Source organism: Psychrobacter sp. AOP7-B1-25, from assembly GCF_052376195.1.
Lineage (GTDB): Bacteria > Pseudomonadota > Gammaproteobacteria > Pseudomonadales > Moraxellaceae > Psychrobacter.
Map to the genome: position 1 here is coordinate 142,931 of NZ_JBQSVK010000001.1, position 23,881 is coordinate 166,811.

Consider the following 23,881-nt stretch of genomic DNA (forward strand, 5'->3'; position numbering starts at 1 on the left):
ACGAATATAGCGTTTCTATGCACTTGGTTTTACACTGATATCAGGAGCAGGAATATCCCAAATATAGAACTTACCTTCTTCAACGAGTTTGATTTGTTGAGGAATGACAGTGTTGTTAGGATGCTGCCCTTCAAGACGGCGTAATCGCTCTAATGCATTCTCACGGCGGTCACTAAGTAAATCTGACTGTGCCAAACTTTGTTCCGCTTCGGTATATCCTAAAGATACCGCTTTATCTAGATACTTTTGACCTTCTTTAAACCCGCCGCCTTCTGATAGCATCATGCCATATAAGAAATTAGCCTCACCACTGTCAGGTTGCAGCTTGATCGCGCGATCGACATACTGGCCACCACGTACCGTATAGTCTGAGCCCAAATCTAGGTTACGACCCATACCGTTTAGTTTGGCGGCACGAAGCAACACATCATAAGAAGCATTTGGCGACTTAGCATATGGTTCAATCCAGTCAGCCAATACCTTGATTTTTTCACGCGTATAATGACGCTGTGTGCGGTTAGGGAAGTTTGGTGGATAATGACGCGCGTTAGGGGTTACATCAGCGATAAAGTCATCCAATAAACTGACATCAAGCTTATCAGTACCTAGCCCTTTTTGTTGCGGGATCAGTACGGTTTTGACAAAGCTCATGTCCGATAGCTGTACTTGCGGTGTAGGAATATTAGAAAGCTGTCCGCTACGCAGATCAATACCAGTAGCTGTCATTGGACCAGGCTCATAAACGCGAGTGGTACCGTTCATGACAGGTGCAGCGGCAGGGGTCATCATTTGCGGTGTTTGAGGCTGAGCAGTACTGGCAGATGCGTTGTTTTGCTGAGTATTGCCTAGCTGCATGTTGGTTGTTTGAGCATTAGTCGGCTGGCCGTTACTAGCAGAGGTTGCTGGCAAGCTTGTCTGTGCAGTGTTGGCTTGAGCAGGGCTGATAGCTGCATTAGGGCGAGCAAGACGGATCACACGTTTGCTTGAGTCCATTGCACTAGGTACAGCTGTTGCAGTGGCATCAGCTTCTGCCGCATTCACAGGTGCAGATAACAGCATGGCACAAGTTGCTGCCATGACGGTCAATGTTGCAAACTTCGGTGACTTAATAGAGTGGCTACTAGGGAGAGTCGCTTTCATAAAAATCGTTACCTTATTTAATTTATTTGGTTGTTATTCATTGATCGGACGGTAATATAAATAGCGCATTACTGCAAAATCGTACAAATTTTTAATACCGTAGCAAATTAAGCTTCAGGCTATCTATGGTAGGATTGTTAATCGTTAGGATTAAGTACACCTACGTAAATCAGTGAAGCTACCGATAGTTAAAAAGTTAGTGACGGCAGCAGCTAATCACAGTGCCTAGATGCTACAAGTGATAAGCGGTATCTTTCATACGATTTGCCATCCATCGCATGGTTCGACGAACTGGAGGTGACAGGGCAGCGCCGCCACTTGCAAGCGCAAGTTCACGATGGTGTAGCTCTTCCTTATCCATCTGGGCTAGTATTTCTTTTGAGCGCTGATCATGTTCAGGCAACTGCTTGATATGATCCTGTAGATGCTCGCTAACCTGCGCTTCTGTCTCCGCTACAAACCCTAGACTAAACTCATTCGAAATCGCGCCTGCTACTGCACCAAGCCCAAAGGACATACCGTACCAAAGCGGTGTAAATACGCTGGCATGGCTACCAAGCTCACTTAAACGAGTCTCACACCAGACCAAATGATCGACCTCTTCTTCGGCTGATTGCTGCATGGCTTGTTTGACACCACTATCTTTAGCGGCAAACGCTTGGCCATGGTATAGACCTTGCGCGCATACTTCACCTGTATGATTGATACGCATAAGACCTGAAACGTGCCGCGCCTCTGTGATGGTTAGCTCAGGAATCTCATCGCTGCTGACGGGCAATGGACGTGTACTTGGATTAGAATTTGGCACGACAGCCCGTAATGCCTTATCGACCCCAAGTAACAACTGGTCAATTTTAGATAAAGGACGCAGGGTCATAACTCACTCCTGATGGTGTTAAAAACTGTCAATAAAATAAAGTGTGTTACCGTCCAAAAGCAACGGTATTATGCATCTTACTATAACAAGCGATTCAAATGATCGGCTGGAATATTGCGGTCTAGATAGCTCGTAAATAACTCATAGATAGTCGCGAACTGCGATAGCTATCATAATGATGATTAGACTGTATTTACGGAGCTATACCATCATTGGTTTGGATAATGGCATGCTTAACATGCTTGTTGAGTTTAATATACAAAAACGTGCCAAATACGATATTTAGTAGCCCTGTCACCAAGAACAGCTGCGGTAGCGTAAACCCTAATGTGTTTAAGATAACAATTGCAAAAATTGCTGATGTGACCATAAATATCGCGTTAAAAATATTATTCGCCCCGACAATGCGTGCTCGATGACTCTTAGGTGCGTAGGCTTGCATAGAAGCATATAGCGGTACGATATACAAGCCACCACTGAACCCTAACAAGAATAAATCCGTAAAGACACGCCAGCTACCACTTATATTAAACAAATCACCAATGCCAAGTAATGTCTCATTATTCACATTTATGTCTAAACCTGAAAGCGAAAAATACAAATCAATAGCAAAGATACTTAATCCAGCAATACCGAAAGGCAATAAATGCAAACTAACCTTGTTTTTGGTTAGTGTTTTGCACATTACTGAACCGATTGACACGCCGACAGAAAACAATGTGAGTAAGAAAATAACGACTGATTCATTACCAAGCAAAATCACTTTGCTGAACTCTGGTACTTGGGTCAAAAAAGTCGCACCATAAAACCAAAACCAGCTATTACCAAGAATGATACAAAATAAAAAAGGCAGAGAGTACAAGTAACGTACAGTAGCTAAGCTAGTTGTAATGATATTCCAGTTAATCTTTAGGTTAGGCTGCATCGCTGGCATATTAGGAATATAACGTGCAGCTAAATATCCTAAAACAGCGACGACCAACACCGTGGCACTAATCCAATATAGGGATTGTGATAGCTGAGTCAAAACACCAGCGACAATCATACCGACTAAAATAGCTAGTGAAGTACCCATCTGAAAAAGGCCATTGGCACCGACCAGCTCATCTTCTTTCATTGCTTGCGGCAGATAAGCGTATTTAATCGGTCCAAAGAATGTCGAATGTGTACCCATCAAAAACAACGCGACAAATAGCAGTGCATACCATTCGAAGACGAAGCCCACCGCAGCAACTGCCATAATGACCAGCTCAAGTAGTTTGATAAACTGTGTGAGCTTTGATTTTTCATACTTATCAGCAATCTGTCCTGCTAAAGCTGAAAACAAAAAGTAGGGCAGGATGAATAACATGGCGGCCAAGTTATTAAGGATGCTGACCTCTACACCCAACTTACTGGCAGCAGTATAAGTCAGCACCAGTATGAGCGCCTGCTTAAAAATATTGTCATTAAATGCGCCCAAAAACTGGGTAAAAAACATAGCGCTAAAACGACGGCGCTTAAATAACTGAAACTGGTTGGACATGGGTATTCCTACAGATAAATCACGGCTGATGAAGAAAGGAGGGGCGCTGAATGATGGATATTGTGTGATAATAATCACAAATTTTATCAACAACTATATCAAGGTACGGTATAGGTTTTATCAATATTAAGCCGTATAATAGCAAGGCTTCGCTGAAAATACATGCAGTCAATGCTATGATTCGATATTTAACTAAGTTATGATTTATACATTTTATGTGATGGCGTTGTAGGCTCTAAACAGTAGTGAAAACGAAAGTGCAATCCATCAACACTGTCTATAAGCTAGTAGATTTATAAGGCAGTAGACACACAGTGCGAAAACCGACACTATAGATAACCAGTCGTAAAATTCAAGTAGTAAACCATTAATTCCAGATAACTGCTATAAGTTTATTCACCGGTCAGAATTGACGATTGTTATCGTTGATAAGATTGTGCCGCGTGAGCTGATAGGACGTAAAGATGATAAAGCAGCCTTCAACTCGAGCATGCAAGGGTCTAATGATGCAGCGTGACACGATCATAATCAAAAATGATAGTAATAACTTAGGTACGTATGCAGTAGAAACGCGTACAAATTTCAGACGCTCAGCACTGTGCACTGCGCTTGCGACCAGTTTGGTCGGTATGGCATCTACGGCGATGGCAGATACTATCAATAGTGTAGATAATAACGCTATCACTAGTTCATCTGCTGTTGACCAAGTGGACAGTAATCAAACGGTTAGTAACTCAAGTAGCGACAGTCAAGCTGCTAACGATCAGGTATCTATTAATCAAGTAGCTACCTTGTCAGACGATGATACTCAGTTAGATATGGCTCTAGATGCGTTACGCCTAAAAAAAGCAGTAGAACAAGGTATCATTGATCAGTCAGTATTGGACGACTATAGCGAACAAAGCTTGGGAATTAAAAAACCTAACTCGACAGCGTCAAGTTCTACAAATTCTACAAACTCGACAACGCAAAATACCAATGCCCAAAACCTGCCTTCTCAGAGCAGTAGTTCACAAAACACGACGTCTCAAAGTAATAGTTCTCAAGACTTAGATGCTTTTGCTGAAAATCCAAGCACTCCATATAATCAAACTAATGCTCAGGCAGTCGCTACTAACGACGAGCTGTTGCAACAAGCAACTGCGATCCAGCAGCAAGGCTATCAGATGATGACGCCTGAGCAGATCGATCTTGAGCTAGCGGCAATAGATGCGCAGAACGCCCAAGATATTGATAGTATGGATTTCAGCAACAACGATAGTGATTTTGATGCGCCAATTGCTACATTGGATGATACGACATCGCCAATCGGTCTTGATGTAGAGCTAGATGCGGCAAACTTGCCAGCACCTAGTAACCTTGATACGTTGGGTAGAAATGAAATAATAGAGGAACAGACATCCACAGATGGCGTGGTGTCACGTCCTATTGAGGTGAGTGGTGAAGTCAATAATGAAGATGTCGTTAGCAATGACGCTATTGTTAAGAGTGAAAATGGCCTGACGACTGATGATAGCAGCGGTGAGGTAATAGCTGGTACGAATGATCCTGCCAATGGAGAAGATACGACAACAGATATTATTAATCCTAATGACTACCTACCAGATTATCAAAATGATACGCAGGCCGTCGACCAAAGTATCGAGCAAGCCAGCAGACCACGGCCACGAGCACGAAATAGAGGCAATATCGTCACGCGTCTCTATAATCGCTTGTTCAACGATGGTGGCGTGGTGGCTTTACCAAATGTAGAAACCAGTGTTTATCTAGAGCAGGTATCAGCTGAAGACGCGCCCGATGGTGAGGCTAAGCTCGTCGAGGCTGACAACGATATTCAGCCGATGAAAAATATTAAAGCGGCGCTTGATGATACATCCGTTCAGTCGGTCGTTGACTTTACTGCGGCATTGCCACGTTTGCGTGAGACGGCACAGAATGCTGCCAAAGCCGTTGGTTACTACGAGGTTGAGCTGCGTTTGACCCAGCCTGATCGTGATACGGTCAATGTTGTGATTGAAGAGCTGGGCGAGCCTGTACTGGTAGATAGCCGTATTATTGATATTCGCGGTGAGGGCAGTGAGCAAGAAGAGTTTGCGATGCTTGAGACAGATTTGCTGCCGCAAGAAGGCGATATTTTCAATCACCGCGTATATAAGGGTAGCAAGGCGGCTTTAGAGTCTCTAAGTAATACCTACGGGTATTTTGACCAGTACTGGTTGAACAAATCCGTGGATATCATCTTACCGGACAATAAAGCAGATGTTTCGTTGGTTTATAACACCGGTGATCGCTACGAATTTGACGATGTGGTGTTTTTTACGTATGACAAAGAAACCAATACGTTAACCCAAGACCCTGACAAGCTACCAGTAGAGCTTCCATTATTACAACAGCTCTATGGCTTTACGCCGGGCGAGCCGTTTTATCGTCCAGCAGTCACAAAGTTCAGTAATGACTTGTCAGCAACTCGTTACTTTAATACAGTCAACGTTGAGTCGATACTACCACCAAATGATAGTAGTGAAGCTGGTACCTTAGCGTTTGATAATGCTGATGCCGATGACAACGCTGCATTGGATGACGATATTAACAACATTGACAGTGATAGCATCGCAGATCTCAGTAGCAACAATGGCGCAGACGCCTCAAACGTGACTGCTAGCACAGAAGATACGGTTGATGATAATAGCGATATAAATGCAGAGAGTGACAATGCTCTAAATGCTAATAGTGGCGAGACGGTCAATGAAGCGGATATCGCTGCTATTGATTTTGAGGCTGATGAAGCGACCCTTGATAAGCTACAAGCCATTAGACAAAAAGCAGAACGACTAAGCAGCTTGCCGAATGACCGTGTGCTTGACGAAAAAGAGCAAGAAGCTGAAAATCTACTGGGCAAAATCAGTGATTCAATCAGTAATGTCGCACAAAAGATATTCCCTGATGAAGAGAGTCTAATCGCTGATGAAAGCTTTGTACCACCAACCCTAGATGGACGTAAGACGCCACAAGACGTTGCAGAAAGCAAGAAAGTACCGCTATACGTTTTTGTATACGCGGACAAACCACGTGATGCTCAGGTCGGTCTTGGTTATGGAACAGATACTGGCGTTCGCGCAACCGCAAAAATAGATTATAACTTGATTAATCGTCAAGGCTACCAAGCAGGTGCAGAGACAGAAGTGTCGAGAATCAGCAAGAACGTGGCTGTCTATGCCAGTCGACCATGGAAACACCCGCTTAATGATAAGTTAGATGGGCGTCTGACCTATGAAGAGGAAGTGATTGATCAAGGTGAAGGTAATTTCGATCTATCGACTAGAACGCTAAAAGCGGCTTTGGCACGTAACATTCGTAGTGATACTGGCTGGAATCGTAGCTACTCTGTGCGTTACCGTTTGGATGAGCTTGAGACAGGTGTTGATGGTGCAGAGCTAGATGATCTTCCTATTCGTTTTACCTCTTCAAGTCCGAAACAGCGCGCGCTATTGTTTGGCTACGGTGTCAATAAAACAGATACTGACAACGCTACCAACCCAACGCAAGGTATGCGCCAGTACTACTCAATCGAGGCTGGAACGGATAGCGCATTTAGTGATACTGATATGGCGATCATTCGTGCAGGCGTTAGTGGTATCTATAGCTTTGGCGAAGACAAAAAGCATCAAGTATTAGGTAGTGCCAATGCAGGTTACATCTGGGCAGATGATTTTTATGACGTACCTTATAAGTTGCGTTTCTTTGCAGGCGGTGATCAGAGTATTCGCGGTTATGACTACGAGAGCCTGTCGCCACTGGACAAAGGCTATTTGACGGGCGGGCAAGTACTCGCGGTTGGTAGCGCTGAGTATAACTATGAATTCAAACCAGGTTTCCGTGGCGCATTTTTCACTGATGTCGGTAATGCTTACGACGAAGATTTTGACACTGAGACGAAAGTGGGTGTCGGTGTCGGTATTCGCTGGGCATCGCCTGTAGGAATGGTGCGTGTCGATGTGGCTGCTGGCGTGACCGAAGAAAGCATTCCAGTACGATTACACTTCTTTATTGGTTCACCGTTATAATCGTTTAATGTCGTAGCTCCAAATGTTCTATTTATTACTTATCGTACCTATTGCTGGTCTTCATTTTTTAACGTAGTTGAGTGTCATGCTGACAGAAAATACCCCGCCCGATAATGCACCAGATGAAGATCCAGCACAGCGTGATGCCCGTGCCGTTAAGCGTTGGTATCCGTTGTCATTTCTGCTCAAACTTCTGGTATTGGTACTTATCGTACTAGCCATCATGTTTGCCATCTTTTTTTATGCGGCAGGGACTGATGCTGGTACAAAGTTTATTTTAGAAAAAATCAGTGTTGAAACAGGTATTGATTTCAAATACGGACGCGGTAACTTGCGCGATGGTATTTGGGTTACTGACATCGATATTGAGGCGACTGAGGATCTTGAAGTACTAGTAGATAAAGCCTATGTCAAAATAGGCTGGCGCGCAGTGTTTGCAAAAGAAGTACATCTGAGTGAAGCAAACATTCAGACTATAGAGATTCTCAATAAAAAACCGCCTACTGGTGAACCGTTTGATTATAAGACCTTAAAATTGCCAGTAAACTTGCGTTTTGGCCAAGCAAAAATCAAGAAAATCACCTATAAGCAAGTGACTAAAGATCCTATTGTTATTCAGAATATTACGGCTCGTGATCTGACGTGGGTAGGTAGTACGGTGACAGTTGGCCGTGGTGACTTGCAGTATGCCGATATTGTGAAAGTCAGTGCCTTACAAGGAGAGATCGACTTACAAGGCGACTATCCACTAGATTTGAGTGCGATTGCGGAAGTTAGCGCCCTTGAAAAAGCATATATCGACCCATTAAACATCTCTGCTACGGGAACGCTCAAACGTACTGTTGGCAAAGTACGCAGTCGCTATAATGATAGTGATGTTAAAGGTGACTTTGTCGTACAAGGATTAGACTCAGGTGCGCCGTTTAATGCAAAATTACAGTGGGATGATGTTCTTATTCCTTACGCTGATAGTCAAGATATTCGCCTACAAAGCGGTACTGCTACTGCTACTGGTGTGATCTCTGAAATACGGCTGCGTATTAATACTGAATTGACGGCCAAAGACATTCCATCAGGTCATTACCAAGGCCGCGCCGTTATTGCTGACAGTCAGCTACGTATAGATCGCCTAAGTGCTGACGTACCAGCTGGACGTTTGGCATTACAAGGTATTCTAGATTGGAAAGACAGTTTTGAGGCCACGGTGCGTGCGACAGGTAATAATTTTGATATTCGCCGTGCTATTCCTGATGAGTACACTGACTTCAAAGCTTATGCCCCGCAAACCCTTAATGGCAGACTTTCACTACGTTATCAGCAGCAGAATGCTACTGGTAATACGCAGATTGATGCAGATTTACGTCAGCGTGATGGTGAGCACATTAATGCCAATATGATTCAAGGTAAAACCTCTGCTAAATCTAAGCAGGTTGCGCCTTGGTATATTGATGCCAACTGGAAAAACCTAATTCGCCGTAACGTACCCAATATTGGCAATATTAATAGTCCTAATGGGCAAGCGAACGTTATCGTTCGTGGTTCGACCCTATCAGTCGATGCCAATGCCGTTATCAATGAGCTCAATGCTGCTCCCAAGGGTAACTACGATGTACGTATACGTAAGGCTGGCGATGTCATAGATATCAGTCGCCTTAACTACAACGGTATAGTAGGAGATTTATCGGGTACAGGACAGATTCAGTTAGCGAGCAATCAGCGTCCACTAACATGGCAAATTGATGCCAGTACCAAAGGTCTGCTCCCTAAAAAATATCGTAGTGACTTACCGATTGAACGTCTAACAGGCAATATAAGCGCGCGTGGTCGACTGTTGAATATCACTAAAAATGGTGAAAGTGGTCAGCGTCAAGTGATTACTTTAAACAATACGGATATGCAAGCACAGCTTGATGCGACGCAAGCAGGTCGTGAGATCGGTATCACAGGTGCTGGTGATGCTAGTGTCGATATCGTGGCTGGTGAGCTGTCGGTATTCGATGCGCGTTTTGATGGTCAGATTGATACGGCAGATGTACCGCAAGGACGGCTGTCTATCGATGCTGCAGGTACACCAAAGCTGATTAGTATTCGTAAGCTGAACTATCAGGGTGAAGCTGGCGCAGTTGATGCAAAAGGGGTTATTGATTTACGTAAAAATATCGGCTGGAATGTAGATGGTCGTTTTGACCAGTTCAATTTGGGTTATTTTTTACCCAATAATCCAGCGATTATTACAGGTGATCTAAAGACCAGTGGTGAATGGCAAAACGCGCCAAATAACAGCAGAAATGCCGCTAGTAGCCTGCAGCGATTTGCCGTAAATTTCAACGGTATATTGGATGCTGAGCAATTACCAGCAGGCAAGCTGAACATTCAAGCCAATGGTGACAGTCAGTTGATACGTATCAATCGTTTCAGTCACGTAGGTGCGGCAGGTAGCATTGATGCCAGCGGAACCGTTGATGTGCGTCAAGGTGTTGCGTGGGATATCAATGCAGTCATGAATCGTTTTAACATTGGCTACTTCCTAAAAGATACCCCAAGCCTTATCACTGGTACTATTGATACAGATGGCCGCTGGAGTGACACGCAGCAAAGCATCAATATTAAACAAGTCAATCTGAATGGTATGCTAAAAGGCCAGCAACTGAGTGCCAAAGGCAGCTTATCGGCGAAGATGCGTTTGCCTAAAGATTTAGCAAGTTACTTCAAGCGTTTACAGACCCAAGATGCCCAAACACAATATGAACAAGTAAATGCTTTAATTGATAGTCTGAACGCCAACAACCTTGTGCTGCGTTGGGGCGACAACTATGTTACGGCTAATGGCAATGCCAAACAGCTACAAACCAAAATTAATATCACCAGTTTAGACCAACTATCAAACCAACTGGCTGGTAAAGTCACTGGCGGTGCCACGCTGTCTCAACCAGTGGGTCAAGCACTGCCTACTATATATATTGATTTGGTCGGTGAGCGACTTGCGCTGCCGGGCTTTATATTACGTCAAGGCAGTGTACGCGGCAAGCTCGTAAATTTAGCCAATAGTCCAAGCCAACTAGTCGTGACTGCTGAAGGCCTAGATGCTGCTGGGCAAAGCTTTGATAATGTCAAAGCATCTTTTAATGGGACAGAAAAATCTCATGTGGTCGACCTAAATATAGCCAATAAGCAACTCGATGTTGGTGCTAGGGTTAAAGGCGGTTTTGATCGAGACAAGCTAAGTTGGTCAGGTGTCATTGGAAAAGGTCAAATCAAATCCAAATATGCGACTTTGAATCAATTACAACCTGCACAGTTGATTGTGAATTTACCTTACAATCAAAATGGTAAGAACCAGGATCTAAAAGTACAGCTTGCCGCTCATTGTTGGCAGGCTGCGGATCAAACAGGAAAACTGTGTCTACGAGAAAAATTAGTAGCATCGCCAGACCAAGGTGAAGTTGATGTAGCGTTGCAGAATTTAGATGCGTCGTTATTCTCAGTGTTGTTACCAGAAGATATTGATTGGAATGGTGAGATTAATGGTAAAGCTATTGTTGGATGGCAACGTGGTCGTCCACCAACCATCAATACCACCCTATACTCAGACAATGGCAAGATCGGCCTAACTCAAGACGGTGAGAGCACATCGATGACTCTGCCGTACAAGCGCGTGTCGCTCATCGCTGTATCTGTGCCTGAAGGCATCAAGCTACGTACTGATATCAATACTGGACGTGGTGCCCGTGGTTATGCTGAAGTGATTGTAGATCCTTATAAGGACCCTAAACCAATCTCTGGGGCACTAGTGCTGAACGAGCTTGATCTTGCGATATTTAAGCCTTTCTTCCCTGGTATGCGCGTTCTAAGAGGTAACGTCACAATGGCTGGTGGCTTAGGCGGTACCTTAACCAAACCGCAGTTCTATGGTGACGTAAAACTCTCTAATGGCCGTATTGCCATGCTTGATTTGCCAGTGAATTTGTCCAAAGTAAATGCTGAAGCCAAAATCCGTGGCACGCAAGCAACGATTGATGGCACTTTTAATAGTGGTACAGGTGAAGGCGCATTAACTGGTACAGTCGATTGGCAACAAAAATTGCAGGCCAAATTGAGTATCGTCGGTGAAGGTCTAGTCATTACCCAGCCGCCACTACTGGTAGCCGAGATTGATCCTGATATCGATATTATCGTGCGCCCAGGTGACCGTTATGTCGATATAAAAGGGGCGATCAGTGTGCCGTCAGCGACCATTCGTCCGCCTGAAGCCAGCGAAGACATCATCACTCAAACTGAAGATGCAGTCGTACTAGATCGTCGTCTAATTGGCAATATTGAAGAAGTACTGGCTATCTCAAAACCTTGGTCAATCAATGCTGATATCGGTGTTGATTTAGGTGATGATATAAATTTCCGTGGCTTTGGCGCAGTCATTCCATTGGCAGGTGCAATTAATATTACTCAGAATGGTACAGGTATCATGCGTGCCAGAGGTGTTGTACAGGTCTCACGCCGTACCAATATCAATGCTTTTGGACAGAGCCTAGAGCTGAACTATGGTCAAGTCCGTTTCGATGGTGACGTGATGAAGCCTAGCTTGAGTATTGAGGCAGCCAAAACGATTAATAGTAAAACAGTTGGTCTACGCGTCAAAGGAACGACTGAAAGCCCCAATATTACTGTATTTAACAATGCAGGACTGACCCAGCAACAAGCAATGAACGCGTTGGTAACGGGCCGTATCGATAATAAGAGCGCGACGCAAATCAGTGAGCAGGGGTTTAAGTCGCAAGTAACTAATAATTTGGCCGCTGCTGGATTGAGCTTTGGCCTTAGTGGCACCCGTAGCCTAACCAATCAAATTGGACAAGCTTTTGGCTTGCAGGGTCTGACGGTTGATGCTTCAGGCAGTAGCGAAGATACCAATGTTAATGTTACAGGTTATGTGACACCTGATTTGTACATCCGCTATGGTGTGGGCGTTTTCAACGCACAAAACAGCCTTTCTGTTCGTTATCAGTTGACACGTCGTATCTATGTAGAAGCAAGTTCAGCTGCGGAGAATGCAGTGGATGTGGTCTATAGTTGGCAGTTCTAACTCATTTTTGTAGTGGAAAGCCGTTTTCTGATTGATAACGACGCTATCGTCTATAGTTTTTAGATTGTGCAACTCATAAAAAAACGCCTCATAATGAAGGCGTTTTTTTGTAAGAATACGGAGAAAGGTTTTGTTGAAAGAGATGCTACTTAGTCAAAATTAAGCGGTTGTTACGAGTTAGGCGTAGTCGATACTCTTCGCCTCCATGCTCGATACGCACCTCTTTAGTTAATGCAAATAGATGTTGTGATTGCAAAGTAGGTAGACGGTTTTCACGGCAGTTTAAATAACGAGAGATGACCATGCTCATAGTAAATTCCTTTTGGAAAGAAGTGGCTTAAAAATTGGCTAACCATAGCGTAATTGTTTATTAACGATAATAATTATCATTTAGATTTGATGAATTTGCAAGGCAATTGATAAAATAAAATGCAGTTATTATGTAAACTTATCTAAATCTAATGTCACAAACTGTCTTAAACTAATATTTTATCTATATAAATTAATAGGTTGGGTAATAAGTTGATACAAGATGCTCAGCTTATAAAAACCATTGAATTATCAAAAATAATCAGAGTAAACATTGAGATAAAGGACACAAGTATGCCGAATGAACCAGATCAACAGTCAGAGACGACTACTAAAACCAATAAACCAAGCATCGTCAATGTCGCAGTAGCTGTTATTCATTATAAAGATGAGTATTTGCTAGGGTTTCGAAATGCCGCTCAACATCAGGGCAACTTGTATGAATTTGTAGGCGGAAAGATAGAGCCAAATGAGCATGCAGAGCAGGCGTTGATAAGAGAGGTGGCTGAAGAGACAGGTATACTGCTTAATGACAATACGATCGTTAAGCTCGGTCGCTTACATCATGATTATGGCGATAAGCAAGTCAGCTTGCAGGTCTATAAGATTGAGCTAACAGCAGAGCAGTATGAGCAGCACAAATACTGTGAGAAAGGGTTAGAAGGGCAGGCGTTGACGTGGGTAAGTAAGTCGCAGCTTTTGGCAGGAGAGTATCATCTGCCCGCTGCCAATAAGACAATCCTTGAATGGTTGAAACTCCCATCGACGATAGCGATTACATATCCTTTGACACATTTTGAAGCGCAGTCAAACCCAGAGGGTGCTTGGCTAAAATATCACCAAGAAAAATTAGTATCAGATTCGTGGGTGTATATCCGCTTGAAGGACTCTGACTCAGAGAGTGCTGCCGAACAATTAATAAAAGAACGTCCAGATATTTTAGTGATTTTACCTAATGATAATGAACGACCTTTAGATGGCAATCACTCTCCAACAACTAATGACAAAAAGATGGCTAAGCAAGTAGTTGCTAAGCATTTAACACACTCGACATTAATACAGTTATTTGACGAAGTTGGCAGTTCTACAGCTCGCATACAGTCGCTGCCTAAAGATGCCCCGCTTATCGTCAGCTGTCATGATGTTGCGAGTATCAAGGCTGCCAATCAGCTAGCCAAAGTCCGTCTAAGACACAATCTGCCACCAGTTATAGGCGCATTCTTATCTCCTGTATTAGCGACGCAAACGCATCCTGATACACCGCCACTTGGCTGGAAGGCGTGGGCAAATTTAGCAGAGTTAGCAGATATGCCTATTATCGGTTTGGGTGGTTTATCGCCCACTATGGCTGAGAAAGTAATAATGTATGGTGGTATTGGCGTGGCAGGGATTCGACAATTTCATCAATAATATGATTTGAACATAGGTTGTAAACTAAGGTTTAACCATGAAAATCGATTAACGGCAGTTAGATAGTTATAAACTCAGTAAACGTAGATTACTCATTTTAAATTTATTTATCCAGTAAGTAACGATGTGTGCGCCCTACATCATAAACCCATCGTTATTTACAAACCGTTGCTTTTCCCTACATTGAGCTACTGTTTTAGTAGTCCATTTGTCTTTAATATATATTGCATATTTACGATACGTTGATCTTATTTTTATAGGTGACCGACTAAAAGTAATATTCAAAACACAATAATAAAAAAGCTTTTATATGGTCACATTCTGCACAAATGATTTATATCAAAGCAAGTGGCTTACAGAAAACGAGATCAAATAGGTGCCGTATACAAAGCGTTTTTAACAATCACTATTTAAAAATGGTACTCCTATGAAAACCAATAAGTTACCTGAGTCAGCGTGGAATGATTCACAGGCAGCTGGTTCTCACCTTCAGCAGCCCAAAGAGTCGCTCAATGACAATGAATATGGCGATAATGCGCAACAGACAAACCAAGCTAGCAATGATGCTAGTTATGATTGCGACCGCTCTAATGATTACAGTCATGACGTGGCTAGTAGTTATAAGTCATCTGGCTACAAGTCATTACAAAGGAAGCAAAATCAAAAGCCAAATGAAGATGAGCCATTAATGTCAGGGCAGTTAGATGATGAAATAGATGACCTAAACGGTATTTCTGAACGAAAGACCGAGGCTGAGCGGATTGGTGTTGTATCGAAAAACAATAATTCACCCTACAAAGAAATACCAGAGCGCATATTTATGAATGGACTTATCAAACATACAGGTATTGCCTTAGCGATCATTATACCGTTAGCAGCGTTTTCAGCCTATGCAGCCACGCCACCAATGGACGTGGCGAATCAAGGAACGTCTGATGATGCGATGAGCGAGAAGACCACGACCGATATGTTGTCAGTCGAGCCAAGTGATATTATCCATAAATCTGCAAGCATGCCAACTACCGTAGATAGCGTAGACTTGAATACCTATGCGGGTACCTGGTATGAGATTGGGCGTTTGCCGATGTATTTCCAGCGCAAGTGTGCCGGAGACGTTACCGCCAATTATGCTCAAAAAGATGATGGTTCAGGAATTACGGTTACTAATAAATGTGTGAGCGAGGACGGTTCAGATATTGTCGCTGAAGGTTTGGCAAAGCCAGTAGATGAAAGCGGTAGTAAGCTGAAAGTGACGTTCTTACCGAAATGGATACGCTGGATTCCAGTTGGCCGTGCCGATTATTGGGTATTGGCACGCGATGCAGATTACAAAACTGCGCTAGTAGGAACGCCTGACAAAAAATACTTATGGCTATTGGCACGTTCGCCAAATGTCAGTCAGGAAACTTATACCAAATATCGCCAAATTGCTCAGCAGCAAGGTTATGACTTGAAAGAGTTTACACTGACATCGCAGAGCAACCAAACGGTGAGTCTAGCGCCATAATAAATTTAACTGAAATTACTGCTTTAACTAATTAAATTCTACAGTAATTCTTATTTAAACTAGGCCCCAATGAGGCAGCATATAAGGCTGCCTTTATTTTTATTACTATCTATATATGAGAATGAAACTCATTGTACTCACTAGCTAAGCGGTTACTACTGGCAAAATGAGGCGTTTTAGGCTAAAATCTATGCGATTCAAATACTCTAACATCAATAACCTATATTGATAGTGGTTGATTATCATATTAGAGTCGCCATTTAGAGCATATACGACCTATCTAATTTACACTTCTTCATATTTTATTGATCATATATTACTGACCATAAGGATGTTTCTCGTGAGCAACGCTGATACCTTACGCCAATTACATCAAGACCACTTGAACAACTACAACACTCAAGAGCAACAAGCGATTGAGCTTATGGGGCTGCTAAACAAGCTCTATAACAAGCAAGACGTACAAGTGACTTTGTTTGGCGAAACGCTAGACTCTACCTCAGTTGGTCAAATACTTGCTTTGCATCAAAAAGTAGCGCTACGCGACCATGGCGCCAAGGCTATCGATATCGCGGATACTTTAGCGATGGTAAAAGTCATTTCAGAAAACACTGATATCCAAGCCACTCGTGTCGATGTTGGTCAATTGATTGCAAACGATACTGACGTACAAACCGCTCTACAGTCTATTAATAATGCTGGCGCTGTAAACGGCGCGACAGATGTTGTACTTTACGGTTTTGGCCGTATCGGTCGTATCTTGACTCGTCTGCTGTTATCACAAGCGTCAAGTGCAAAAGGTCTACAACTAAAAGCTATCGTGGTACGTCCAGCCGCTGCTGGTGATTTGGCTAAGCGTATCTCATTGCTTGAGCGTGACTCAATCCATGGTAGATTCTTAGGCGGCATCAGCATTGATGATGATAACAATGGCATGATCGTTAACGGTCGTTTTGTACAAGTTATCTATGCTAAAGACCCAAGCGAAATCGACTATACTGCTTATGGTATCGACAATGCGCTCGTTATCGATAACACGGGTATCTGGAAAGATGAAGCAGGGCTTGGTAAGCACTTACAGTCTACTGGCGTGAAAAAAGTGCTATTAACAGCACCTGCTGGCGGTGATATCAAAAACGTCGTTTATGGCGTGAACAATGATACCGTTGGTGACGATACTATCGTTAGTGCTGCTAGCTGTACGACCAACGCCATCACACCAACGCTAAACGTATTAAATGATGAATACGGTATTGAAAACGGTCATGTAGAGACTATTCATTCATTTACCAATGATCAAAACTTAGTTGACAACTATCACAAATCAGACCGCCGTGGTCGTAGTGCTGTGATGAATATGGTTATCACTAGTACTGGTGCTGCAAAAGCTGTTGGTAAAGCATTACCAGAGTTAAATGGTAAGCTAACTGGTAACGCTATTCGTGTACCAACGCCAAACGTCAGCCTAGCAATCTTAAACGTGAATCTAAAAACAGCACCAGCAAGTGCTGACGCGTTGAATGAGTTCTTGCGTAAAATGGCTAACAGCAGCACTTGGCAGTCGCAGATTGCTTATACCGATTCTACAGAAGCGGTATCAACTGACTTTGTTGGTACGACTCATGTTGGTATTGTCGATGCTCAAGCCACTATTTTGACTGACAACCAAGCTATCGTATATGTTTGGTATGACAACGAAGTAGGCTATAGTACTCAGGTATTGCGTTTGGCGACTCAAATGGCTGGAATCAGCTACGCTCAGATTCCAGCATAGAGTACCAACCAACTACAGTAGAGCAATAACGCTATACCAAGTATAGTAGGGCTATAGTGTCATAAGAATGATGCTATAGCAGACTCTACTTTTAATAGCTTGGCAAGATTTTAACTGTCATACTTAAACACCCGATAGTCCGATTGATTATCGGGTGTTATTGTCATAATGGGCACTAAGTAAAAGTAGCATTTATATAGTGTTCGTTGTGCCATAAAATATAGCAAAACCCCCAAATACAACCGTTGGTTGTAACCAGTTCATAGACTAGATTGTGAATTAAGGAACGTAAGATGCGATTTATTGATGAAGCCGTCGTAACGGTAAAAGCAGGTGACGGTGGTAACGGAATCGCCAGTTTTCGCCGAGAGAAGTATGTCCCACGTGGTGGACCTGATGGTGGTGATGGCGGCAAGGGCGGAGATGTGTACGTCATTGCAGAAGACAACACCAACACCCTAGTTGACTATCGTTATACGCGTCGTCACGACGCCATGCGTGCTGAGAACGGCCATAGTAGAAACTGTTCAGGTAAAGGATCTGATGATCTTTATTTGCCAGTACCAGTGGGTACGACGGTAGTTGATACCGAAACAGACGAAGTATTAGGTGATTTGATTGAGATTGGTCAGACACTACTGATTGCCAAAGGTGGTGATGGTGGTTTGGGCAATACCCATTTCAAAAGCTCAACCAACCAAGCACCGCGTAAAGCAACATCAGGTTTTGAAGGTGAATTAAAAGTTCTTAAGTTTGAGCTAAAAGTAGTGGCTGATGTTGGTTTGATTGGTTTGCCTAATGCTGGTAAATCGACCTTTATTCGTCAAGTATCTGCTGCTAGACCAAAGGTCGCTGACTATCCGTTCACTACGCTAGTGCCAAACTTGGGTGTGGTCGATATTGGTCGTCATCGCTCATTTGTAATGGCAGATATTCCAGGTCTTATTGAAGGTGCATCAGACGGTGCCGGACTTGGTATTCGCTTCTTAAAACATGTTGCGCGTACGCGTCGTTTACTACATTTAGTGGACGTTAAGCCAGTTGATGGCAGCGACCCAGTCGAAAATGCTCGTGTTATCTTAAATGAGCTTGAGCGTTTTTCACCTGAATTGGCCAACTTACCGCAGATTTTGGTATTAAACAAAATAGATCAGGTCAATGACGAAGATTTGAACGCACTTTGCACGCACATTGTGGCAGAATTGGGCTGGACAGGTATGGTCTTCCGTACTGCAACGCTAACTGGTGAAGGCGTTGATGCGGTCAAATATCATCTAATGAATGATATCGAGCTTGAGCGTGAGCGTGAAATCGAAGATCCTATCTTCGCTGAAGCACAAAAAGAACGTTTCGAGCGTTTAGAAGCTGAAGTACGTTTAAACACTGAAGCACAGCGTGAAGCCTATCGTGCAGCTCGTAAAGCGGCACGTGAAGGATTGGATACGTCTGACTTTGATGACGATGATGACGATGGCGTTGAGGTAATGTACGTTCCTTAAGCTAGTATGCTTGAGCAGTTATACTTAAATTGTAAACTTAATCCCTACACTCAATTTATATGAAAAAAGGAGTTTATATGGCAGATGACATAGCAAACACGATGGAAGAAGCAAGATTTGTTAAGCAAACTCGCAACTTTGATATTCAGCGCGTTATTGTCAAAATTGGTTCATCGCTGTTAACTAATAATGGTCGAGGGCTAGATCGTACTGCCATATATGAGTGGGCAAAGCAGATTGCTCGCCTGCACAAACAAGGGGTTGAAGTACTGCTAGTATCGTCAGGTGCTGTCGCTGAAGGTGTCGTACGTATGGATCTTGATGAGCGCCCTAAAAAACTAGCAGCATTACAAGCTTGTGCATCCATTGGACAGATGGGTCTGATTGAAACGTGGTGGTCAGCATTGATTCAGCATGGTATTCAAAGCTCACAGCTATTGCTGACTCATGATGATTTATCTAACCGTAGTCGTTATCTCAATACGACGAGCGCGCTGACGCAGTTATTAGAATGGCGCGTACTCCCTGTTATTAATGAAAACGATACCATCACCATTGATGAGATTAAATTCGGTGATAACGATACCCTAGGCGCAATGGCAGCCGCGATGGTTAATGCCGACTTGTACATTATCTTAACCGATCAGGACGGTGTCTTTACTGATAACCCACGTGACAATCCCAATGCAAAAATGATTCGTCAAGAACGTGCGATGGCTGATTATTTGTTTGATATTGCAGGGGACGGCGGCAAGCTAGGTCGCGGTGGTATGCTAACTAAAATTCGTGCTGGACGCCTTGCGGCAATGGGAGGCTGTCCTACCGTTATCGTCAGCGGTGCCATCGATGACGTGATTACCCGTGTGGTATCAGGTGAAGCAGTAGGTACATTGCTGACGACTAATGATGAAGATAAGATCATCGCGCGTAAACAGTGGCTGGCTGCACATTTACGTATGTCAGGTAGTTTGGTCGTTGACGCAGGTGCTGCCAAAGCACTGACTGAGCAAAATAGTAGTTTGTTGCCAGTCGGTGTTGTCGAAGTCCGTGGTGGTTTTGATGAAGGCGATGTTGTAGAAATTATTCATCAGGATACTGGCGAACGCATAGCTGTTGGGCAGGTCAATTTCTCATCAAATGATGCGCGCCGTGTCGCTCGTGAGCGTACCGAACATTTCGATAAGATCTTTGGTAGTAACGAAGAACGTGTCGTCATGGTGCACCGCGACAATCTTGCATTGACTGTATAACGCTTCTATTTAACTCTTTATCCCATTCATTTTATCCAGCACGACATCCATCTATAGATGTAGATATTGTGCTGTTTTGGAGATTTGCACATGAGTGCTTCAGACGATAGTAACTCGGTTCAGCAACAGTTTGCACCTTTAAAAAACGATAGATTGCTACGTGCATTGCGTTTTGAGCCTATTGATACCACACCAGTATGGATGATGCGCCAAGCTGGTCGTTATTTGCCAGAGTATAAGGCAACTCGTGCTGAAGCAGGTGACTTCATGAGTCTGTGCAAAGATACAGACCGCGCGACTGAAGTGACTCTACAGCCATTGCGTCGTTATGATTTAGACGCTGCTATTTTATTTAGTGATATTCTGACTATCCCTGATGCGATGGGACTGGGACTATACTTCGAAACAGGAGAAGGCCCTAAGTTTAAATATCCTATTCGCGAGCAGGCGGATCTTGATAGATTGCCAGTACTTGAGCCAAACGACTCTCTAGACTATGTGATGCGAGCCGTCACCAGTATCCGTAAAGCATTGAATGGTCAAGTCCCATTATTTGGTTTTTCTGGTAGTCCGTGGACATTGGCTACTTATATGATAGAAGGCGGTAGCTCAAAGGATTACCGTTATACTAAAGGCTTCTTATATAGTAATCCTGACTTTTTACACCAGTTACTAGATAAGCTGGCAACATCTGTCATCGACTATTTAGATGCCCAAATCGTAGCGGGCGCTCAAATCGTTCAGCTATTTGATAGCTGGGGTGGGGCACTAGGTCATCGTCAGTTTATCGACTTTTCACACAATTATAATAAACGTATCGTCGCCGAACTAAAGGAACGTCATCCACAAGTACCTGTCGTGTTATTTACTAAAGGTGGTGGGTTGTGGCTTGATATTCAGGCTGATAGTGAAGCGGACGTATTAGGTCTAGACTGGACGATGCCGATTGATCGTGCGCGTCAAGTATTGACTGAGAGTCAGCGTCAATTGACCAAAAAGCATAAAAGACTGCAAAGCAGCAAAGCTATCCAAGGCAATTTAGATCCAGCGACTTTATATGGCTCGCCTGCAACTATTCGTTCTGAAGTGAATGCTATGCTTAATCGTGCTTATGCTGACGGTGAAAAGACTGGTTACATAGCAAACCTAGGTCATGGGATCACTCAGTGGGTTAACCCTGATAATGCCAAAGTGTTTGTGGACGCAGTACACGACTATAAAATTTAAAAGTTAGGATATTTAGAGATTGATTCTATATTTGTAGAGTTGCATGCATTATAAGCAAATATAGAATCAATCAGTGCATATTTAGTATTTACCATGAAAAAGGTGTCTTATGATTTCAGCAGCGATCGTCGGTGGTACAGGCTATACAGGTATTGAGCTTATTCGCTTATTGTCTTCTCATCCTGAAGTTTCTATTGATTTATTAACTTCTCGTAGCGAAGCTGGCACTCGTGCTGATGAAGTCTTCCCAAGCTTACGCGGTGTGTCTGACATTGTTTTCAGCGACTTAGGTGATAATACACTTGCTGCATTACAAGAATGCGATGTCGTGTTTTTTGCGACTCCTCATGGCGTAGCAATGAAGCAAGCTGAGGCGCTTACTCAAGCTGGCGTCAAGGTTGTCGATTTGGCTGCTGATTTTCGTTTGCAATCATTGACTGACTTTGAGCACTGGTACAAGCAATCGCATGCCTGTCCAGAGTTGTTAAAAACAGCAGTTTATGGATTACCAGAAGTTAATCGTAATAAGCTCGCTGATGCTTTACTAGTGGGTAATCCTGGTTGTTATCCAACGACTGCAATTTTGGGACTAAAACCGATTATAGAAGCGCAGAATAAGCAAGAAGAGCGTTTGATTGAGTCTCGTATCGTTATTGATGCGAAATCTGGCGTATCTGGTGCTGGTCGTCAAGCATCGCTTGCACTCAATTACGCTGAGTCAACAGACAGCTTTAAAGCTTATAGCGTTGAAGGTCATCGTCATTTACCTGAGATTGAGCAGGGTATTGCACAGTTATTAGATAGCCAGTTTACACACCGTGTTCGTTTTTTACCGCATTTAGTACCGATGATTCGTGGCATGCTAAGCTCTATCCATATGGAGCTGACCGATGCAGGCACAGCTATCGATTGGCAGCAAGCGTTTGAAAATAACTATGCATCAGAGTTGTTTGTTGATGTCATGCCAAAAGGTGTTTACCCAGATACGCGCAGTGTTCGTGCCAGCAATCGTTTACGCATTGCGGTACATCAGGATAACGAGCGTGCTGAGCTAACAGTTATCGTTGTCCAAGATAACTTAGTCAAAGGTGCTGCTGGGCAGGCTGTACAAAACATGAACGTGATGTTCGGTTTTGATGAGTCAATGGGCTTGAACTTTGCACCGATTGTTCCTTAATATCAACTACCTCATATTTTAATCATTCACATTTACGGTGCTAGGTATTGATTATAAATTCGGCTATAATGATTTGCCCTTACTCTTAAGAGATACCGTCTAAATGCGTGTTCAGTTCGTACTACGCTTTTGCTCACAGCCCGCACGTCTATTGTATAAAGACTTGGTTATACCTAGCTTGGAGCGTAAACAGCACTCCTTTGGAAACCATAGTGCTTCTATAAGTGGTGTTGATAGCTCACAACGTGGGGCTTCTACATTGGTATTGATGCTATTTGTAGTGGCAATATTAGTGACAGCAGTGGTTGGGCTGGTATTCGGTCACAAGCTTGGCTATCAACGTGGTCTTCATTTAATGGAAACAGAAGCTAAGCAAGCAGTTATTGATAGCACTGAAGCGACACAAGCACTAGAAGATTTACGCCTTAGCAATAAGATAGCCACCAACCAAGCGGCAACTGCTAAACAGGAACTGGCTATTAGTTTGGCTAATTTAAAAGATTTGCGTGATAGCCAACAAGAACTAACGATAGAAAATAAACAAGTGTCACAGCTCAATGAGCTATATTCGGATGTTATTCGAAAGAAAGGTGGCATGCCTTTACAAGTGTTAGGGGCCAAGATTTCGCCACTACCAGAAAATGCTTTTGAGTATGGTTTTGATATTGGGATGCTTAGTCGCGATGGTCAAGCGAAGCTCTTGAGGCCTGTCTTGACGCTACTTAATAATGATGATTTTGTAGAGGTGCCGCTTGACCCTACCTATCATATGATCGAAGGTATTGTTCGGATACGTGGTCGCTTTGTAATGCCATCGGGGTTTAGAGCGTTGCAAGCGAAACTGACCTTACAAGCTGGTGGTCAAAAGGTAGAGCAACTGTATGACTGGAAGCTCGGTGACAATGTGGATAACATGCTACCATCGCTCCTAGATTTACCGGAAATTGATGAAAGTCCTATCGTACCTTAATTACCTCATGTTTTAACAACATACTCAGTGACAATAGTGGATAGTGTGGTTGAAATCGAAGCCCAATCGCTC

14 protein-coding genes are annotated in these 23,881 nt (G+C 43.3%); 10 read left to right on the forward strand and 4 right to left on the reverse strand.

The features are described from left to right. Positions 1-15: 15 nt before the first annotated feature. From ACT3QR_RS00555 to ACT3QR_RS00565, 3 genes are all read right to left on the reverse strand, one after another. Positions 16-1,140 carry a tetratricopeptide repeat protein gene (locus ACT3QR_RS00555; RefSeq protein ID WP_444519461.1) on the reverse strand — a complete coding sequence of 375 codons (1,125 nt, stop codon included), beginning with the start codon at positions 1,138-1,140 and terminating at the stop codon, positions 16-18. 232 nt (positions 1,141-1,372) lie between these two features. Further along, a complete protein-coding gene (gene coq7, locus ACT3QR_RS00560; RefSeq protein WP_444519835.1) occupies positions 1,373-2,011 on the reverse strand; it encodes a 2-polyprenyl-3-methyl-6-methoxy-1,4-benzoquinone monooxygenase in 639 nt (212 codons plus the stop codon). A 199-nt stretch (positions 2,012-2,210) separates the two neighbouring features. Continuing rightward, positions 2,211-3,542, reverse strand: a complete 1,332-nt coding sequence (locus ACT3QR_RS00565) for an MFS transporter (protein ID WP_444519462.1) — start codon at positions 3,540-3,542, stop codon at positions 2,211-2,213. A 464-nt stretch (positions 3,543-4,006) separates the two neighbouring features. Between ACT3QR_RS00565 and ACT3QR_RS00570 the strand changes: the two genes are divergently transcribed. Both ACT3QR_RS00570 and ACT3QR_RS00575 read left to right on the forward strand, forming a co-directional pair. After that, positions 4,007-7,606 carry an autotransporter assembly complex protein TamA gene (locus ACT3QR_RS00570; RefSeq protein ID WP_444519463.1) on the forward strand — a complete coding sequence of 1,200 codons (3,600 nt, stop codon included), beginning with the start codon at positions 4,007-4,009 and terminating at the stop codon, positions 7,604-7,606. Between the two features lie 85 nt (positions 7,607-7,691). Further along, positions 7,692-12,686: a translocation/assembly module TamB domain-containing protein gene (locus ACT3QR_RS00575; RefSeq protein ID WP_444519464.1), complete on the forward strand. Its 4,995-nt coding sequence runs from the start codon at positions 7,692-7,694 to the stop codon at positions 12,684-12,686. Between the two features lie 145 nt (positions 12,687-12,831). Here the strand turns inward: ACT3QR_RS00575 and hemP are convergent, their stop codons facing one another. Then, complete coding sequence (gene hemP, locus ACT3QR_RS00580; RefSeq protein WP_444519836.1) at positions 12,832-12,990, reverse strand: hemin uptake protein HemP; 159 nt, start codon at positions 12,988-12,990, stop codon at positions 12,832-12,834. Between the two features lie 299 nt (positions 12,991-13,289). Here hemP and ACT3QR_RS00585 point away from each other — a divergent pair, with 299 nt between their 5' ends. The 8 genes from ACT3QR_RS00585 (at position 13,290) to ACT3QR_RS00620 (ending at position 23,809) form a co-directional block, all read left to right on the forward strand. Further along, the gene (locus ACT3QR_RS00585) at positions 13,290-14,405 is read left to right on the forward strand and encodes an NUDIX domain-containing protein (RefSeq protein ID WP_444519465.1); all 1,116 of its coding nucleotides are present in this window, start codon (positions 13,290-13,292) and stop codon (positions 14,403-14,405) included. Positions 14,406-14,832: 427 nt separating this feature from the next. Continuing rightward, positions 14,833-15,912 carry a lipocalin family protein gene (locus tag ACT3QR_RS00590; protein WP_444519466.1) on the forward strand — a complete coding sequence of 360 codons (1,080 nt, stop codon included), beginning with the start codon at positions 14,833-14,835 and terminating at the stop codon, positions 15,910-15,912. A 331-nt stretch (positions 15,913-16,243) separates the two neighbouring features. Continuing rightward, a complete protein-coding gene (locus tag ACT3QR_RS00595) occupies positions 16,244-17,686 on the forward strand; it encodes a glyceraldehyde-3-phosphate dehydrogenase (protein WP_444519467.1) in 1,443 nt (480 codons plus the stop codon). 293 nt (positions 17,687-17,979) lie between these two features. After that, positions 17,980-19,185: an Obg family GTPase CgtA gene (gene cgtA / locus ACT3QR_RS00600; protein ID WP_444519468.1), complete on the forward strand. Its 1,206-nt coding sequence runs from the start codon at positions 17,980-17,982 to the stop codon at positions 19,183-19,185. A 77-nt stretch (positions 19,186-19,262) separates the two neighbouring features. After that, entirely contained in the window at positions 19,263-20,435 is a 1,173-nt protein-coding gene (gene proB, locus ACT3QR_RS00605; protein ID WP_444519469.1) for a glutamate 5-kinase, read from the forward strand. A gap of 90 nt (positions 20,436-20,525) precedes the next feature. Further along, a complete protein-coding gene (gene hemE, locus ACT3QR_RS00610; protein WP_444519470.1) occupies positions 20,526-21,662 on the forward strand; it encodes a uroporphyrinogen decarboxylase in 1,137 nt (378 codons plus the stop codon). Between the two features lie 109 nt (positions 21,663-21,771). Further along, entirely contained in the window at positions 21,772-22,839 is a 1,068-nt protein-coding gene (gene argC, locus ACT3QR_RS00615) for an N-acetyl-gamma-glutamyl-phosphate reductase (protein ID WP_444519471.1), read from the forward strand. Positions 22,840-22,942: 103 nt separating this feature from the next. Beyond that, positions 22,943-23,809 (forward strand): hypothetical protein, encoded by an 867-nt coding sequence (locus ACT3QR_RS00620; RefSeq protein WP_444519472.1) that lies wholly within the window; start codon positions 22,943-22,945, stop codon positions 23,807-23,809. Positions 23,810-23,881 lie beyond the last annotated feature (72 nt).

Coding starts and splice junctions, on each gene's coding strand:
- argC (WP_444519471.1), top strand. CDS start 21,772: ATGATTTCAGCAGCGATCGTCGGTGGTACAGGCTATACAGGTATTGAG.
- ACT3QR_RS00575 (WP_444519464.1), top strand. CDS start 7,692: ATGCTGACAGAAAATACCCCGCCCGATAATGCACCAGATGAAGATCCA.
- ACT3QR_RS00565 (WP_444519462.1), bottom strand. CDS start 3,542: ATGTCCAACCAGTTTCAGTTATTTAAGCGCCGTCGTTTTAGCGCTATG.
- ACT3QR_RS00555 (WP_444519461.1), bottom strand. CDS start 1,140: ATGAAAGCGACTCTCCCTAGTAGCCACTCTATTAAGTCACCGAAGTTT.
- hemP (WP_444519836.1), bottom strand. CDS start 12,990: ATGGTCATCTCTCGTTATTTAAACTGCCGTGAAAACCGTCTACCTACT.
- ACT3QR_RS00590 (WP_444519466.1), top strand. CDS start 14,833: ATGAAAACCAATAAGTTACCTGAGTCAGCGTGGAATGATTCACAGGCA.
- ACT3QR_RS00595 (WP_444519467.1), top strand. CDS start 16,244: ATGTTTCTCGTGAGCAACGCTGATACCTTACGCCAATTACATCAAGAC.
- ACT3QR_RS00585 (WP_444519465.1), top strand. CDS start 13,290: ATGCCGAATGAACCAGATCAACAGTCAGAGACGACTACTAAAACCAAT.
- ACT3QR_RS00620 (WP_444519472.1), top strand. CDS start 22,943: ATGCGTGTTCAGTTCGTACTACGCTTTTGCTCACAGCCCGCACGTCTA.
- cgtA (WP_444519468.1), top strand. CDS start 17,980: ATGCGATTTATTGATGAAGCCGTCGTAACGGTAAAAGCAGGTGACGGT.
- ACT3QR_RS00570 (WP_444519463.1), top strand. CDS start 4,007: ATGATAAAGCAGCCTTCAACTCGAGCATGCAAGGGTCTAATGATGCAG.
- hemE (WP_444519470.1), top strand. CDS start 20,526: ATGAGTGCTTCAGACGATAGTAACTCGGTTCAGCAACAGTTTGCACCT.
- proB (WP_444519469.1), top strand. CDS start 19,263: ATGGCAGATGACATAGCAAACACGATGGAAGAAGCAAGATTTGTTAAG.